Below are 16,560 nucleotides of genomic sequence, written 5' to 3'. Positions count from 1 at the left end.
AATGTGCTCCGGGCGCAAGCGCTGGCCTAGGCTGACCCGGTGTTGGTCGCCGGATTCCCCGCTGGTCCCTTCGGGACGAACTGCTACATCGTGGCGACTGAGGCCGGGAGTGAGTGCGTCGTGGTCGACCCGGGCATGGGTGCGGGCGATGGCATCGCTGAGATCGTGCGAGAGCACAAGCTCAAGCCGGTTGCGATCCTGGTGACCCACGGTCACGCCGATCACACCTTCTCTGTCACGCCGGTCGCCGGGACGTACGACGCGACTGCGTACATCCACCCGCTCGACCGGGGGCTGCTGATCGATCCGACACCCGCGCACGGCCCGGACATCGTGCAGTTGCTCGGACGCGGCTACTCCTACGCCGAACCGGACAACGTCGTGGAGATCGGCGACGGCGCCGAACTGCAGCTGGCGGGGTTGGACTTCATCGTCGACCACACGCCCGGCCACACGAACGGCTCGATCACGTTCCGTACGCCGTTCGACCAGAACGAGATCAGCCAGGTGATGTTCAGCGGAGACTTCCTCTTCGCCGGATCGATCGGTCGGACGGACCTGCCCGGTGGCGACCATGCGACCATGCTGCGGAGCCTGCGCGACAAGATCCTGCCGCTGGCCGATGACGTCGTCGTGCTGCCCGGACACGGTGAGCAGACGTCGATCGGTCGCGAACGCGCGTACAACCCCTATCTGCAGGATCTGATCTGATGGCCAAGCCCACGCCGCTGAGCGGCTTCCCGGAGTTCCTGCCCGCCGAACGCTTCGTCGAGCAGGAGGTCGTCGCGACCCTTGCCCGGACCTTCGAGCTCCACGGATTCGCCAACCTCGAGACCCGGGCGGTCGAGCCGATGGACCAGTTGCTGGCCAAGGGGGAGACCTCCAAGGAGGTGTACGTCCTCAAACGGCTGCAGGACACCGGCGACGGAGACGCGGGCATGGGCCTCCACTTCGATCTGACTGTGCCGTTCGCACGGTTCGTCCTGGAGAACAGCGGCAAGCTCGACTTCCCGTTCCGTCGCTACCAGATCCAGAAGGTCTGGCGAGGTGAGCGCCCCCAGGCCGGTCGGTTCCGCGAGTTCACCCAGGCCGACATCGATGTGGTCGGCCGGGACACGCTCGGCTTCCACCATGACGTCGAGGTTGCCCGGGTGATGGCCGAGGCGCTCGGTCGTCTCGAGTTCCTTCCGGGCTTCAGGATCCAGGTCAACAACCGCAAACTGATCCAGGGCTTCTACCTCGGCCTCGGTGCGAGTGACCCGATGAAGGTCATGCAGCTCGTCGACAAGCTCGACAAGCTGCCTGCCGAGAAGCTCGCCTCGCTGCTGCAGAGCGACGCGGGTCTGAGCGCGGACCAGGCCGACCAGACGCTCGCACTCGCCCAGATCTGCAGCGGCGACACCAGCTTCGTCGAGGCCGTACGTGCCCTCGGCGTGACGCACGATCTGCTCGATGAAGGGTTGGCCGAACTCGCCGCCGTCGTCGACGGCTGCGCCTCGATCACCGACGACCGTGTCCGCGTCGTCGCCGACCTCTCGATCGCACGCGGACTCGACTACTACACCGGCACCGTGTTCGAGACCCGCCTCGACGGCTTCGAGTCGCTCGGCTCGATCTGCTCGGGTGGCCGGTACGACTCGCTGGCCAGCGACGGCCGTACGACCTATCCAGGCGTGGGGATCTCCTTCGGGGTCAGCAGGGCGCTGGTGCCCTTGCTCCAGCAAGGAGTCGTACGCGCCTCGCGCAGCGTGCCGAGTGCCGTCCTTGTCGCGCTCACCAGCGATGACGGGCGTGCGGAGGCCGAGGCGGTTGCGCAACAGCTGCGGACCAACGGCACTCCGACCGAGGTCGCACCGAAGGCCGACAAGTTCGGCAAGCAGATCGCGTACGCCGACAAGCGCGGCATCCCGTACGTGCTGTTCCTGAACGAGAACGGCCCCGAGATCAAGGACATCCGGTCGGGGGAGCAGGTCCCGATCGACCCTGCGACGTGGGTCCCGGCCGCTGCCGACCTCCGTCCGACCATCACCCAGAACGACGCACTCCCAATCAGCAAGGACCAGAAGTGATCCGCACCCACTCCCTCAGGACGCACAGTGCCGGCGCGCTGCGCGCCGCGAATGTCGGCCAGACCGTCACCCTCGCCGGATGGGTCGCGCGTCGTCGCGATCACGGCGGTGTCGCGTTCATCGACCTGCGTGAAGCCAGCGGCGTGGTCCAACTCGTCTTCCGTGACGAGGACGTCGCCCACAGCCTGCGCAGCGAGTACTGCATCAAGGTGACCGGCGAGGTCGTCGCGCGAACCGAGGGCAACGTCAACCCGAACCTTGCCACCGGTGAGATCGAGATCGTCGTCACCGACCTCGAGATCCTCAACGCCAGCGCGCCGCTGCCGTTCCAGCTCGACGACGAGCCCGGCGAGGAGGCCCGTCTGAAGCACCGGTACCTCGACCTGCGCCGGAGCGGTCCTGCAGCTGCCCTTCGCCTGCGCTCGCAGGTCTACAAGGCGATCCGCGACACCCTCGCTGCCCGCGACTTCGTCGAGGTGGAGACGCCGACGCTGACGCGCTCGACGCCCGAGGGTGCCCGCGACTTCCTCGTACCCGCACGCTTGCACCCCGGCAGTTGGTACGCACTGCCGCAGAGCCCGCAGCTGTTCAAGCAACTACTGATGGTCGGCGGCGTGGAGAAGTACTTCCAGATCGCTCGTTGCTACCGCGACGAGGACTTCCGCGCCGATCGCCAGCCGGAGTTCACCCAGCTCGACATCGAGATGAGCTTCGTGGATCAGGAGGACGTCATCGAGATGATGGAGGACGTCGTCACCGCGATGTGGCAGACGATCGGTGTCGAGGTCGTCACGCCGCTCCCGCGGATCACGTACGCCGATGCGATGACCAAGTACGGCTCGGACAAGCCGGATCTGCGGTTCGGCATGGAACTCGTCGAGTGCGCCGCGTACTTCAAGGAGACGCCGTTCCGGGTCTTCCAGAGCGAGTACGTCGGAGCCGTCCTCTACCCGGGCGGCGCGAGCCAGCCCCGGAAGACTCTGGACGCGTGGCAGGACTGGGCCAAGCAGCGCGGTGCCCGCGGCCTGGCGTACGTGCTCTTCAACGAGGACGGCACGCTGGGCGGCCCGGTCGCCAAGAACCTGTCCGAGACCGAGCAGGCCGGTCTGGCCGACTTCCTCGGCGCCAAGGCCGGGGACTGTGCGTTCTTCGCCGCCGGCGCCGCCAAGCCGAGTCGTGCGCTCCTGGGTGCCGCTCGCCTGGAGATCGGCAAGCGACTGGGTCTCCTCGACCCGGACACGTTCGCCTTCACCTGGGTGGTCGACGCCCCGATGTTCGAGCCCGCCGGCGACGCCGTGGCCAGTGGCGATGTGGCCGTCGGAGCAGGGGAGTGGACCGCGGTCCACCACGCCTTCACGGGGCCGAAGCCGGAGTTCGCGGACACCTTCGACACCGATCCCGGCTCGGCGCTCGCCTATGCGTACGACATCGTCTGCAACGGCTCGGAGCTCGGCGGCGGCTCGATCCGTATCCACCGCGAGGACATCCAGAAACGCGTCTTCGGTGTGATGGGGATCAGTGAGGAGCAGGCCGACGAGAAGTTCGGCTTCCTGCTCGAGGCGTTCAAGTTCGGCGCACCGCCGCACGGCGGCATCGCCCTGGGCATGGATCGGGTGCTGCAGCACCTCACGAAATCCGACTCGATCCGCGACGTGATCGCGTTCCCGAAGTCGGGTGGCGGATTCGACCCACTGACCGAGGCCCCGGCTCCGATCACCGAGCAGCAGCGCAAGGAAGCCGGGGTCGACGCGACCCCGGAGGCGCCGACCGCGCAACCACGTTCGTAGTCGCTACAACGGTCAGATCCGCGGGGCGGAGCGCCATCGACGGCGTGCCCTGGATCGCTGAGGTTGGCCCGACGGCATAGGTGTTCAGCGCCCGATGTGCGCGCAAAACGCGTCCGTGGGTAACGTGTGCGTTACTCAGGCAACACAAGATTCCTTCGACATCAAAATAGTTGGCGTTTCCGGCGCCAAACACTGTTCAGTCGCTGTTCACGTATGCAAGTGTGTTGCCTACGTCACCGGGGCGTTACCCACTGTGGGGCGCTCCCAGATGCATAGGGAGGCAGACGTGAAACTCGGCAGGAAATTCCTCGCCATCGCCGCCAGCACGGCGAGCGCTATCACACTGACGGCGTGCGGCAGCAGCAGTGGCGGCAGTACCGCCAACATCAAGTCCACGGGCCTGACAGTGACGATCCTGTACCGCAACAAGTCGGTTGGCAGCACCAAGGCCTTCCAGGTGATCCAGCAGGAGCTCACCAACGCGGGTGTGACCGTCAAGGGACTCCCCGCATCGAATGCAGACTTCTACACCAAGTACCTCCAGTCCAAAACGGCCGCCAAGGCTGGGCAGTTCGACCTCGCGATCGCAGGTTGGGGTCCGGACTGGTATGGCGACGGTGCGGCTTCGTTCTTCCTTCCGTTGTTCTCCGGGGAGCAGTCGTTCCCGTGGAACGGCGGCAGCAACTTCGGCCTTTACAACAGCGCCACCACCAACCAACTCATCAAGGATGCTGCGGCGGCCACTGACCCGGCGACTGCGCAAGCCGACTGGGCGAAGGCAGACCGTCAGGTCATGCAGGATGCCGCGATCTACCCGATCACGGACCCGCAGACGGCTAACTACCACTCGAAGAACCTCGGAAACGCCATCGCGATTCCGTCTCTTCAGCAGATCGACCCGCTCAATGTCACGAAGACGGGTGCGGATGCCTCGACTCTGCACATGCTCGGCGTCGGCGACGTCGACTACATGGATCCGAGTGTGACGTACTACAGCACGGGCTACGAGGCGATGCGCTTCTATTCCCGGCAGCTGTTCACGTACCCGGCGATCCAGGGCCAGACCACAAAGGCAGCGGCGGACCTCGCCACTGAGATCCCGACTCAAGCCAATGGCGGTATCAGCGCTGACGGCAAGACCATCACGATCCACCTGCGCCCCGGCGTGATGTGGAACACGTCGCCGGCGCGCGCCGTGACAGCTCAGGACGTCGTGCTCGGTGTCAAGCGGTCGTGTAACCCGGTTCAGCCGTTCACTGGGCAGTCCGATTTTTCGGGACTGATCGAGGGCTACTCGGCGTTCTGCGCCAAGTTCGCTACTGATGCGGGGAAGACGCCGACGGTCGCCTCGCTCAAGACGGCGATCAACAACAATGAGTTGTCTGGTGTGACGGCGCCCAACGCGACGACGGTGGTCTACCACCTCACGCAGCCGGCGTCATACTTCGTGTCGATGCTCGCCGGCCTTTCGGCGATCAGCGCTCCGGTACCGGTCGAGTACCTGAACTACCTGCCTGGTGGCAACGATCTCGCACAGCACACGATCTCCGACGGCCCGTACGCCATCCAGTCTTATGTGCCGACCAAGTCGATCGTGTTCGTGCCGAACCCACTGTGGAAGCAGGCCGACGACCCGATCCGCAAGCAGAACTTCACCAAGGTGATCGTGGACGAGTCCGGTGACCAGGCTGCTATCCAGCAGCAACTCCAGACCGGCAGTTCCAACGCCGACATGGAGTGGGACACCTTCCCGCCCGCTACGACGATTCCGAGTCTGAAGGCGTCGAACGACCCCAACCTGATCATCACGCCGTCGTCGTCGAACAACCCGTACGTGGTGTTCAACACGGCTTCGCCGAACAACGGTGGTGCGATGGCCAAGGCTGCTGTTCGCCAGGCACTGTCGGAGGCTCTGAGCCGTGATGCACTGATCAAGGTACTTGGCGGTCCGGAACTGAACATTCCGCTCAGCCACATCCTTCCGGCGGAGATCCTCGGCTCGCAGCAGTTCGACCTCTGGGCGTACAACGTCGGCAAGGCGAACAGCGACCTGATCGCCGCGCTCAAGTAGCAGTACCAGCACTTCGAAGATTCTGAGGATTCACCTGTGGCCCTGTTAGAGGTCAAAGACCTGCATGTCTCGTTCAACACCGATGACGGCGTCGTAAGAGCCGTACGAGGCATCTCCTTTGAAGTCGAGCGGGGCAAGACCCTCGGCATCGTCGGTGAGTCCGGCTCAGGGAAGAGCGTTTCGACGCAAACCCTGGCCGGGCTCACCCGGGGGGCAACCGTGTCGGGTTCCGCCATCTTCGATGGCGTGGACCTGATCACGGCGACCCCGTCCCAGCGACGTGCAGTTCTTGGCAACAAGATCGGCATGATCTTCCAGGATCCGTTGACGTCGTTACACCCGTCGTATCGCGTCGGCTGGCAGATCATCGAGATGATTCGCGGGCACGACACGAAGATCACCAAGAAGCAGGCGCGCCAACGGGCGATCGACCTGCTCGGCATGGTCGGCATCCCGTTTCCTTCTCAGCGCGTGGATGATTTTCCGCACCAGTTCTCCGGCGGTATGCGTCAGCGCGTGATGATCGCCATGGCGATGGCGCTCGACCCGGCGCTGCTCATCGCAGACGAGCCCACGACGGCTCTCGACGTGACCGTTCAGGCGCAGGTCCTCGAGTTGATGCGCAAGGTGCAAGACGAATTCGGCACCGCCATCATTCTGATCACTCACGACCTCGGCGTGATCGCTGACGTAGCCGACGAGGTGGCCGTGATGTATGCCGGCACGATCGTCGAACGCGCCCAACGCAACGAGCTCTTCGCCGCGCCGCACCACCCGTACACCGAAGGTCTGCTCGACTCGATGCCGAGCCGAGTGAAACGCGGTGAGCCGCTGCGCCCCGTGAAGGGCGTCCCGCCGAGCCTCATCAATCTGCCACCTGGCTGCGTGTTCCAGCCGAGGTGTCCCTACGCATTCGATCGCTGTGACAAGGAAGTTCCACTGTTGGGTCCCGTAAGCCGTAGCGAGCTACACCTGTCGGCCTGCTTCCTCGCACCGTCCACAGAAGAGCGCGAGGCACTTCGCCAGCGCCGTCTGGGAGCCGAGGCTGCGCGATGAGCGACGTACTCCTCTCAGCAACTGGGGTGACGAAGCGGTTCACCGTTGGCAGCCGTGGCCTGCTCGGAGGCAAGGTCAAACTCACCGCCGTCGATGACGTCAGCCTCGAGATCCGTCGAGGCGAGACGCTCGGCCTGGTGGGGGAGAGCGGATGTGGCAAGTCGTCGCTCGCCCGATGCCTCACGAAGTTGTACGACATCGACAGCGGCTCGCTCACCTTCGACGGCCGCGACATCACGAAGACGTCGCGCAAGGACATGCAACCCCTGCGTCGCGAGATGCAGATGATCTTCCAGGACCCGTACGGCTCGTTGAACCCCAAGCGGCGGGTCGGGTCGATCATCGGTGACGCACTGGCCATCCACAAGATGGGTGACGGTCCTGCTCGCAAGGCGAAGGTCCAGGAACTCATGGAGGTCGTGGGACTCAATCCTGAGCACTTCAACCGGTACCCGGCCGACTTCTCCGGCGGGCAGAGGCAGCGAATCGGGATCGCGCGCGCTCTGGCACTGAAGCCCAAACTGATCGTCTGTGACGAGCCGGTCTCTGCGCTGGACGTATCGATCCAGGCGCAGGTGATCAACCTTCTTCAGGACCTGCAGAAGGAGTTCGGGCTCACCTACCTGTTCATCAGCCACGACCTCTCGGTCGTCCAGCACATCAGCGATCGCATCGCTGTGATGTACCTCGGGCGAGTGATCGAGACCGGTCCGTCCGAAACCATCTTCAGCGCCAGCGCCCACCCGTACACGAGGGCACTCCTGTCGGCCAAGCCGGCCGCGGACCCGACCGCGGCCGATCGGCGAGAGCGGATCGTGCTTGCGGGCGACCTTCCTTCGCCGATCGCGCCTCCCTCGGGCTGCCGTTTCCACCCACGGTGCCCGAAGGCGGAGATGGACTGCACGACGATCGTCCCGACTTCCGACCTGCTTTCCGGGGAGGGATACGAGCGTCATTTCGTCGACTGCCTCCATCCGCTGAGGAAGGACGACGAGCTGGCAAGTTTCACCCCGCAGATCAAGGACAGCATCGTGACCGCTGACGTCGTGTCCACTGGATCGGAGGTCGGCCTGTGAGCGCCTCCACAGCGCCTCCCGAAGAGGCTGTGCAACTCAAAGCAAGCACGGGTGTGGTTGCCCGCGGCCCCTGGCAGCTGGCATGGCGTCGCCTGCGCAAGGACAAGGTCGCGCTGATCTCTGGTGCGATCCTGTTGCTGATCATCCTGGTGGCGATCTTCGCCCCACTGCTCAACGACATGATCGGCCAGAGCCCGAACTTCCAAGACCCGAATGGCACGGACGCCAATGGCCTACCGATCGGGCCGAGCGGAGCACACTGGTTCGGCACCGACGCCCTTGGCCGCGATGTTCTCGGGCGCATGATCTCCGGTAGTCAGGTCTCGTTGGGCATCGGTCTGCTCTCAACCGCCCTTGCCGTAGTGATCGGCGTCGTCCTGGGTCTCCTTGCCGGGTACCTCGGCGGCATCGTCGACACGGTAATCGCGCGCATTCTCGACGTGGTGCTGGCCATGCCGTTCGTCCTGACTGCTGTCGCACTGGTCGCGATCTTCGGGCAGAGCCTGACGATCATCGTTCTGGTGCTCGCCTTCTTCAGTTGGGCGACGATGGCACGCATCATCCGCGGCCAGGTGCTGTCGCTGCGCGAACGCGAATTCGTCGAAGCGGCGCGGTCCCTCGGAGCAAGCACCTACAGGATCATGTTCGTGGAGTTGCTCCCGAACCTGGTGATGCCGATCCTGATCTATTTCTCGCTGTTGGTGCCCGTGAACATTGTGTCCGAGGCGACGCTGGCATATCTCGGGCTTGGTCTACCGGTTCCAGCCGCGGATTGGGGCGGAATGATCAGCGACGCATCCGACCAGGGGCTCTTCTATCAGGCTTGGTGGACCGCGTTCTTCCCCGGCGCGATCCTCGTACTCACCACGTTGGTCTTCAACTTGCTCGGTGACGGCATCCGCGATGCACTCGACCCGCGGATCGAAAGGCTGCTCCAGAAGTGATTCGCTACATCTTCGTTCGGGCCCTGACCGGGATCCTTGTGCTGTTCCTGGTTACCGTCACGACGTTCTTGTTGTTCTTCGCAGCTCCGACGGACGTTGGCCGCACCATGGCAGGCAAGATGGCGACGCCGGACATGATCGCTTTGATCAACCACCGGCTCGGGCTGGACAAGCCGCTCTGGTACCAGTACGGGCACTTCATCTGGCGCGCGCTCCACGGCGATTTGGGGTACGACTACTACCACGGTCAGTCAGTCGTCTCGATCATCAAGGCCGACGCACCCGTCAGTTTCTCGATCGCCATCGGCGCCGCCATCATCTGGCTCATCCTCGGCGTCGGATCCGGTATCATCTCCGCGATCCGTCCGCGTACGATCACCGACCGCGTGCTCAACGTGATGGCGTTGGTCTTCTACTCGATGCCGTCGTTGGTCCTCGGATCGCTCTTCCTGTACTTCCTGTATTACAAGCTGACGGTCGCGCACCATCCGTGGTTCCCTGCAGCTGGGTACGCTCCGTGGCTCGGTGCGCCCGGCCCGACCAGTAGCGATCACGGCTTGTTCCAGTGGGGTAGGCACCTGTTCCTTCCATGGATGACGCTCGCCCTCATCACAGCTGCCGCATACACCCGGTTCACCCGTGGTTCGATGCTCGAGGTTCTCAGCGAGGACTACATCCGCACCGCCCGAGCAAAGGGCATCCCGGAACGCCGGGTCATCACCAGGCATGCCCTTCGTAGTGCGTTGACCCCTGTCGTGACCCAGTTCGGTATCGACCTGGCAACGCTGGCTGGCGGGACGATCGTGACCGAGAAGATCTACGGCATGCCCGGCCTCGGCAACGAATCGGTCAACGCAATCAACAACCAGGACCTACCGGTCATCGTCGGCATCCTGGTCCTGGTCAGCGTGTTCGTCGTCGTGGCGAACTTCCTCGTCGACCTCTTGTACGCCGTACTCGATCCACGCGTGCGGCTCTACTGATCGTGCGAGGTCGCACACCTCGCGGTGATCGTGCACGCGCGGCAGCAACACGAATCATCGGGTGGATCAGCGCCGCCGCTGCTGCTGCGCTCGGCGCGTACCTGTTCGTCGACAGCCCGACCGTCGGAGGTGCCCGCGCGTGCCTGGTGGTGTGGGGTGTCGCCTGGGTTGCTTGGGTCGTTCTCGTCCGGCCTCACGTGGCCGTCGACGGCGATGCCATCGTCTTGACCAACAGTCTGCGAGATCTGCGTATCCCGGCGGCGGCCGTCGACAACGTACGGGTCCGGTCCTATCTCGAACTGACGGTCGGGCGTAAGCGGTACACGTCGCCGGCTATCGGCTTCAAGCGGTCCAGCCTGGCTCGCGGCGACGCTGATGTGGCGCGGGGCCTTGTCGCGAGCCCGGCTGGTCGCCAGTACGTCGAGAGCGGTGTGGCGTACGCGGTCGACTACCTGCGCTCGGCGGTCAGCGAGGCGAAGTCCAAGGGCGAGGACCCGGGCCCCGTGTTTGCCATCTTCCCGAGGGCGCCTTGGTTGAGTCTGGCGGCTCTGGTACTGGCCGCGGTTCTCACGTTCCTAGTGTGAGGTGCAGCCTGTTCCGCTCCACAGGACGTCTCACAAAACGTTTAGGCAATATTCAGTTGATAAGCCCTGACGCGAGGTCTCCATGAGTGTTAGCGTCACTGTCACAAATAGTCACGAACAATGCATCCCAACGGGGCATCGACGGGGCTCAGACGCCAAATTGACAGTGTGGAGGCTTCAATGCGGAAAATGTTTGCTCAAACGGCTGCGGTCGTCATGGGTGCCGGAGGGCTTGTTGCTCTTGGGCCCACAGCATTGCCGGCTTTTGCGGGCTGTGCCCCCGAAGAGTCGTACGGGACGGCGAACGGCTCGCACAATTACAAAGACCTGGTTCCGTACGTGAGTGCTCCCGGCGGACACACCTTGTCGATCACCATTTCGGCGGGGATCTCGGTGTCAGCCACCGTCTCGGGCGATATCAGTTTCGATGAGAGTGCGATTCTGTTCTCCGCGCACCAGTCGCTGGGAGTGTCCGTGTCCGCGTCGCTTTCTGCGGGAATCACGTACGGAGACTCCTGGACCGTGCCGGCGACCTGGACCAGAGGTCAGCTCCATGCCGGTGCTGACCGCGAGTCGTTCACCTGGCAATACCTGGAATTGCAGCCCACGTGCAAGGAGCGCGTCGTCGGATCGGGAACTGCAAATGCGCCGTATCACATTCCGGCTTTCTGGGACGTAAGGGGATAACGCCATACTTTTTCGAGCTTTCGCGGTCGCGAGCGTCGCCGGATTCGTTGTGGCCCCTCTGGCCGGGTGCGCGAAAACGAATCCGGCGGTAGCTCCTGGTCAATCACCCTCGAACGCGGGAATATCTCCGTTGCCATCGAAAGAGGTGCAGCCGCCGGTCGGTCAGCAAGTTGTTGAGCACAACGGTGTGGGCCCCTCGGAAATTCGAATCCCGAAACGAGTTCCAGGCCGACACCTGACGCTGAAATTCAATTGTCTGGGCAATGGCGGGGCGACTATTTCCAACAGGAAATCCGTTGCCGAACTTCAGGTCAGTGTCTGCTCCTCGACTTCGTACATCTACAGCACGGATTACGTCGGGAGCGCGGACGATCAATCCATGCGCGTGGTCGTCGGCCCAGGGGTCCGCTGGACGTTCGCCGCGTGGCTCGGCTGAACAGGTGCCCCTAGCAGCGCGTCTGCCGGGATAGTGTCCGTTCGGTGGAGGAAGCATTCGACAGCGGCGGTCTCTTCGAGGTCGAGGCGGAACGCCCTGTGGTGCCGGCGAGCGCACCACTGGCCGCGCGGATGCGGCCGCGAACGCTCGACGACCTGATCGGCCACGACCAGGTCAAGGCGCCCGGGTCACCGATCCGCCAGTTGCTGGAGGATCGTCGACCGCTCTCGATTGTCCTGTGGGGTCCGCCCGGCACCGGCAAGACCACGATCGCCTCGATGGTGAGCGACGTGACCGGCTGGTGGTTCGTGGAGCTCTCGGCGGTGTCGGCCGGCATCAAGGACGTACGTGACGCGATCAGTGGAGCGCGCGAGCATCTGGCCAGGGGGCAGGGGACCGTCCTCTTCATCGACGAGGTTCATCGGTTCAACAAGGCCCAACAGGACGCGCTCCTTCCGGCGGTGGAGGCTGGCTGGGTCACTCTGATCGCTGCCACGACCGAGAATCCGTCGTTCTCGGTGATCTCGCCGTTGCTGTCGCGGTCCTTGTTGGTGCGCCTGCAGCCGCTCACCGATGAGCAGCTCACCGCTGTGCTGGATCGGGCGCTGATGGATGAGCGCGGCCTCCACGGGCGTACGGCCTCGACTGACGCGATCGAGCACATCGTCCGACTGGCCGGTGGTGATGCGCGCCGGGCGCTGACGTATCTCGAGGCCGCCGCGGGGGTCTCGGGTCTCGATACGCCTTCGGCTAGTCGACCCACGATTACTTTGCAGGACGCGGAGACGGCGGTCGATCGCTCGGCACCCCGCTACGACCGCGATGGTGACCAGCACTATGACGTCGTGAGTGCGTTCATCAAGTCGGTGCGCGGCTCAGATGCCGACGCCGCGGTGCACTACCTCGCGCGCATGCTCGAAGCGGGTGAGGACCCGAGATTCATCGCGCGTCGGCTGATGATCCTGGCGAGTGAGGACATCGGTCTCGCGGACTCGACCGCGCTGACCACCGCAGTGGCCGCGGCCCAGACGGTCCAGTTGATCGGCATGCCGGAGGCGCAGTTGACCCTCGCCCACGCCACGATCGCACTCGCAGTGGCGCCCAAGTCGAATGCGGTGACTCGAGCGATCGGCGCCGCGATGCAGGACGTACGGCAGGGGCGCATCGGACAGGTCCCGCCGCATCTTCGCGACGCCCATTACGCCGGGGCCAAGAAGCTGGCTCACGGTGTTGGCTACCAGTACGCCCATGACGCCCCGTACGGCGTGGCAGAGCAGCAATACCTGCCTGATGAGCTGGTCGACGCGGTCTACTACGAGCCGACTTCGTTGGGGGCTGAAGCCGGTGTCCGCGAGCGCTGGGAGCGGGTCAGACGGATTATCCGCGGGCGATAGGGTCGGGGGTTATGAGCACCCCTGTGATCGTCGCTGCCGTCGCCGGCGCGTTCGTCCTCGGGGTGTTGCTCGGCGTGGTGGTCGCGATCAGGGTCGCCGGGCGACGGATCAGGGCTGCGGTCACCGCGAACCTGCCGACGCCGGTCGAGGTCCCCATGGTGACTGATCTGAACGTCGGGGTGCCCGAACCCCGGAAGCCAGCTGCTCGGACCGAGTACGTGATCACGTCCGTCGGCGAGGTCGAGGACGAGGTCGAGACAGCCGCGAGGGTTGAGTTCAAGGCGCGGCCCCAGTTCGAGCAGGTCGCGCGTACGGTCATGATCGAAGCCGCGAGCCTGGCCCATGGCGTACGCAATGCGTTGTCCGAGGAGAACCGCGCCAAGATCTCGTACGAGATCAAGCGCGAGCTGATCCGGGTCCGCAAGGACCGCAAGGCCGAAGTGAAGGAAGCGCTGCGCGAGTATCGCGCCAGGCACCGGGCACCGGTCGACTCCGACGCCGCGGCCTCGGGCACAGGAGAGGGAGCATGAAGCCGGTGTTCTGGTTCGTTGCCGGCGCAGGCACCACCTTGTACGGCGCGATCAAGATCCGGCGTGCGACCGAGATCCTCACCCAGGACGGTGCCAAGGACCGGTGGCAGGCGATCAGCCACGGCGCAGCCACGTTCGCCCACGACGTACGCGATGCGCACCACATCAGACGACACGAACTTCGCCAGCGTTACGGAATGCCCGCGCTGGCATCTCAGAAGAACCCCGAGTTGGAGAGAGCGAGCGACGGTGACTGACGACCGCCCGGACACCTGGTTGAGCACTGCGGAGATCCGCCGCCGATTCACCAGCCATTTCGCAGACAACGCCGAACTGCCACACACGGCGGTGCCCTCGGCGTCGCTGCTTCTGGACGACCCGAACCTGTTGTTCGTCAACGCCGGCATGGTGCCGTTCAAGCCCTACTTCCTCGGCCAGGCGACGCCTCCGTTCGATCGCGCGACGAGCGTGCAGAAGTGCATCCGTACGCCTGACATCGAAGAGGTCGGCAAGACCACGCGCCACGGCACCTTCTTCGAGATGTGCGGCAACTTCTCCTTCGGTGACTACTTCAAGGAAGGCGCCATCACGCTCGCCTGGGATCTGGTCACCAAGGCGATCGCCGACGGGGGGTTCGGCTTCGATGAGTCCGTCCTCTACCCCTCGGTGCTCGACGGCGACGACGAGGCCGTCGCGCTGTGGAAGAAGATCTCCGGCCTGCCGGACGACCGCATTGTGCGACTTCCCCCGAGCGAGAACTACTGGTCGATGGGTGTGCCGGGACCCGGAGGGCCCTGTTCGGAGATCCTGATCGACCGCGGCTCGGCGTACGGCGCTGACCGCGACTGGGACGCGGGCGACCGCTACCTGGAGTTCTGGAACCTCGTCTTCATGCAGGACGACATCTCCGCAGCCCGCAGCAAGTACGACGTCGACATCGCGGGCAAGCTCGCTCAGACCGGCATCGACACCGGGCTGGGCCTCGAGCGCGTCGCTTACCTGCTCCAGGGCAGGAACAACATGTACGAGACCGACGTGGTCTTCCCGGTGATCGAGAAGGCCCAGGAGCTGACTGGCAAGAAGTACGGGAGTTCGTACGACGACGACGTCCGCTTCCGGGTCGTGGCGGACCACATCCGCAGCTCGCTGATGCTCATCGGCGACGGCGTCACCCCAGGCAACGAGGGTCGCGGGTACGTCCTGCGCCGACTCCTGCGACGCGCGATCCGCAACGTCCGTCTGCTCGGGTATGAGGACCCGGCGCTCCCGGAGTTGATGCCGGTCAGCCGCGACAAGATGGGCGAGACCTACACCGATCTGCTCGGCGACTGGGACCGGATCGCACGGGTCGCCTTTGCCGAGGAGGACGCCTTCCGCAAGACGCTCCAGGCGGGGACGCAGATCTTCGATCTGGCTGCCACCGAGGTCAAGAAGGGCGGCGGCACGACCGTGTCGGGCGAGAAGGCATTCGCCCTCCACGACACGTTTGGCTTCCCGATCGACCTGACCCTGGAGATGGCTTCTGAGGCCGGTCTGAGTGTGGACGAGCAGGGCTTCCGGAGCTTGATGGCCGAGCAGCGTGAGCGTGCCAAAGCTGACGCGAAGTCGAAGAAGGGCCAGCACGCCGACCTGTCGGTCTACCGGGGCATCCTTGACGCCCACGGGCCGACCGAGTGGCTCGCGTACGAGACCCTGACGACCGAGTCGGCGCCGGTGGCCCTGCTCTCGGGTGGCAAGGCGACGGACGTCCTCGGCAACGGTGAGGTCGGCGAGCTCGTCCTGGACCGGACGCCGTTCTACGCCGAGTCCGGTGGTCAGATCGCCGATGCCGGTGTCATCGAGTTCGAGGGTGGCCGACTGGAGGTGCTCGACGTACAGCGTCAGAACGGGCTGATCGTGCACCAGGTCCGCGTCGTCGACGGTGAGTTGACCCCGAGTGCCAAGCATTTCCTGGCCCAGGTGGATCCCGAGTGGCGGATCGGCGCCCGACAGGCGCACTCCGGCACGCACGTCGTCCACGCGGCGCTCCGCGAGGTGCTCGGCCCCACCGCGATGCAGTCGGGGTCGTACAACCGGCCCGGCTATCTGCGTCTCGACTTCGGCTGGACCCAGAGCCTGACGACCGGCCAGGTGAAGGAGATCGAAGAGGTCTCCAACAACGCGCTGCGCGCCGACCTGCCAGTCGCGTGGGACTACATGACGCTGTCGCAGGCCAAGGACTGGGGCGCGATCGCGCTCTTCGGGGAGAAGTACGACGACTCGAAGGTTCGTGTCGTCGAGATCGGCGGGCCGTGGAGCCGCGAACTCTGCGGCGGTACGCACGTCTCCCACTCGAGCCAGATCGGTACGGTTGCGATCACCGGTGAGGCCTCCGTCGGTTCCGGCAACCGCCGTATCGAAGCCTTCACCGGGGTCGAGGGGTTCAAGTACCTCGCCCGCGAACGGGACGTCGTCGCGCAGTTGACCGAGTTGCTGAAGACGCAGCCGCAGGACCTGATCCCACGTGTGGGCGACCTGATCGAACGCCTCAAGGCCGCCGAGAAGGAACTCGAGAAGGGCCGCGTCGCGGCGCTGCTCGCCTCCGCCGGCCAGATCGCCGCCGCAGCCACGGATGTCGACGGCGTGGCAGTTGTGGCGGCCCGCGCGCCCGGTGCATCGGGCGGCGACGTGCGTACGCTCGCGATGGACGTGCGCAGCCGACTCGGCGAGAAGCCGGCTGTTGTGGTCCTCATCGGTGACGGGGACGACAAGGTCTCGATCGTGGCGGCCACCAATGCGGGCGCGCGTGACAAGGGGCTGTGGGCCAACGACCTGCTGCGGGGCGTCGGCCCGATCCTCGGTGGCAAGGGCGGCGGCAAGGACGACCTGGCGCAGGGCGGTGGCACTGACGTCGACAAGATCGACGACGCGCTGGCCCTGGTGCCGACGCTCGTCCGCGGATGA

The 16,560-nt window shown here is 64.9% G+C and carries 14 protein-coding genes; all 14 read left to right on the top strand.

Going from position 1 to position 16,560, the window contains the following annotated elements; genetic code table 11:
- Positions 1–39: 39 nt before the first annotated feature.
- The 14 genes from KCTC_RS03065 to alaS all read left to right on the top strand — a co-directional run bounded on the left by KCTC_RS03065 (position 40) and on the right by alaS (position 16,560).
- On the top strand, positions 40–711 hold the full coding sequence (locus KCTC_RS03065) for an MBL fold metallo-hydrolase (protein WP_125566650.1): 672 nt from the start codon (positions 40–42) through the stop codon (positions 709–711).
- Positions 711–2,069, top strand: a complete 1,359-nt coding sequence (gene hisS, locus KCTC_RS03060; RefSeq protein WP_125566648.1) for a histidine--tRNA ligase — start codon at positions 711–713, stop codon at positions 2,067–2,069. Before KCTC_RS03065 ends, hisS begins: the two co-directional genes overlap by 1 nt.
- Positions 2,066–3,856 carry an aspartate--tRNA ligase gene (gene aspS, locus KCTC_RS03055; protein WP_231998808.1) on the top strand — a complete coding sequence of 597 codons (1,791 nt, stop codon included), beginning with the start codon at positions 2,066–2,068 and terminating at the stop codon, positions 3,854–3,856. The genes hisS and aspS overlap by 4 nt, the downstream gene beginning before the upstream one ends.
- 286 nt (positions 3,857–4,142) lie before the next feature.
- Positions 4,143–5,927: an ABC transporter substrate-binding protein gene (locus KCTC_RS03050; RefSeq protein WP_164512449.1), complete on the top strand. Its 1,785-nt coding sequence runs from the start codon at positions 4,143–4,145 to the stop codon at positions 5,925–5,927.
- A gap of 36 nt (positions 5,928–5,963) precedes the next feature.
- Complete coding sequence (locus KCTC_RS03045; protein WP_125566644.1) at positions 5,964–6,983, top strand: ABC transporter ATP-binding protein; 1,020 nt, start codon at positions 5,964–5,966, stop codon at positions 6,981–6,983.
- Positions 6,980–8,059, top strand: coding sequence for an ABC transporter ATP-binding protein (locus KCTC_RS03040; RefSeq protein ID WP_125566642.1), 1,080 nt, complete (start codon positions 6,980–6,982; stop codon positions 8,057–8,059). Before KCTC_RS03045 ends, KCTC_RS03040 begins: the two co-directional genes overlap by 4 nt.
- Positions 8,056–9,003 carry an ABC transporter permease gene (locus KCTC_RS03035; RefSeq protein WP_197715237.1) on the top strand — a complete coding sequence of 316 codons (948 nt, stop codon included), beginning with the start codon at positions 8,056–8,058 and terminating at the stop codon, positions 9,001–9,003. The genes KCTC_RS03040 and KCTC_RS03035 overlap by 4 nt, the downstream gene beginning before the upstream one ends.
- Positions 9,000–9,986, top strand: a complete 987-nt coding sequence (locus KCTC_RS03030; protein ID WP_125566640.1) for an ABC transporter permease — start codon at positions 9,000–9,002, stop codon at positions 9,984–9,986. Before KCTC_RS03035 ends, KCTC_RS03030 begins: the two co-directional genes overlap by 4 nt.
- Before the next feature lie 2 nt (positions 9,987–9,988).
- Positions 9,989–10,570: a hypothetical protein gene (locus KCTC_RS03025; RefSeq protein WP_125566638.1), complete on the top strand. Its 582-nt coding sequence runs from the start codon at positions 9,989–9,991 to the stop codon at positions 10,568–10,570.
- A 189-nt stretch (positions 10,571–10,759) separates the two neighbouring features.
- The gene (locus KCTC_RS14610; RefSeq protein WP_164512448.1) at positions 10,760–11,257 is read left to right on the top strand and encodes a hypothetical protein; all 498 of its coding nucleotides are present in this window, start codon (positions 10,760–10,762) and stop codon (positions 11,255–11,257) included.
- 480 nt (positions 11,258–11,737) lie between these two features.
- The gene (locus KCTC_RS03020; RefSeq protein WP_408636104.1) at positions 11,738–13,087 is read left to right on the top strand and encodes a replication-associated recombination protein A; all 1,350 of its coding nucleotides are present in this window, start codon (positions 11,738–11,740) and stop codon (positions 13,085–13,087) included.
- An 11-nt stretch (positions 13,088–13,098) separates the two neighbouring features.
- Complete coding sequence (locus KCTC_RS03015) at positions 13,099–13,617, top strand: hypothetical protein (RefSeq protein WP_125566636.1); 519 nt, start codon at positions 13,099–13,101, stop codon at positions 13,615–13,617.
- A complete protein-coding gene (locus tag KCTC_RS03010) occupies positions 13,614–13,874 on the top strand; it encodes a DUF6167 family protein (RefSeq protein ID WP_125566634.1) in 261 nt (86 codons plus the stop codon). The genes KCTC_RS03015 and KCTC_RS03010 overlap by 4 nt, the downstream gene beginning before the upstream one ends.
- A gap of 19 nt (positions 13,875–13,893) precedes the next feature.
- Positions 13,894–16,560 carry an alanine--tRNA ligase gene (gene alaS / locus KCTC_RS03005; RefSeq protein WP_164512619.1) on the top strand — a complete coding sequence of 889 codons (2,667 nt, stop codon included), beginning with the start codon at positions 13,894–13,896 and terminating at the stop codon, positions 16,558–16,560.

The organism is Nocardioides baekrokdamisoli, from assembly GCF_003945325.1.
GTDB classification, from domain to species: Bacteria; Actinomycetota; Actinomycetes; order Propionibacteriales; family Nocardioidaceae; genus Nocardioides; species Nocardioides baekrokdamisoli.
The sequence above is the reverse complement of the archived record's forward strand: the minus strand, read 5'-3'. Positions and strand labels throughout refer to the sequence as shown.

Excerpts from the sequence above, each read along its gene's own strand:
- KCTC_RS03010 (WP_125566634.1), top strand. The coding sequence starts at position 13,614 with ATGAAGCCGGTGTTCTGGTTCGTTGCCGGCGCAGGCACCACCTTGTAC.
- hisS (WP_125566648.1), top strand. The coding sequence starts at position 711 with ATGGCCAAGCCCACGCCGCTGAGCGGCTTCCCGGAGTTCCTGCCCGCC.
- KCTC_RS14610 (WP_164512448.1), top strand. The coding sequence starts at position 10,760 with ATGTTTGCTCAAACGGCTGCGGTCGTCATGGGTGCCGGAGGGCTTGTT.
- KCTC_RS03015 (WP_125566636.1), top strand. The coding sequence starts at position 13,099 with ATGAGCACCCCTGTGATCGTCGCTGCCGTCGCCGGCGCGTTCGTCCTC.
- KCTC_RS03040 (WP_125566642.1), top strand. The coding sequence starts at position 6,980 with ATGAGCGACGTACTCCTCTCAGCAACTGGGGTGACGAAGCGGTTCACC.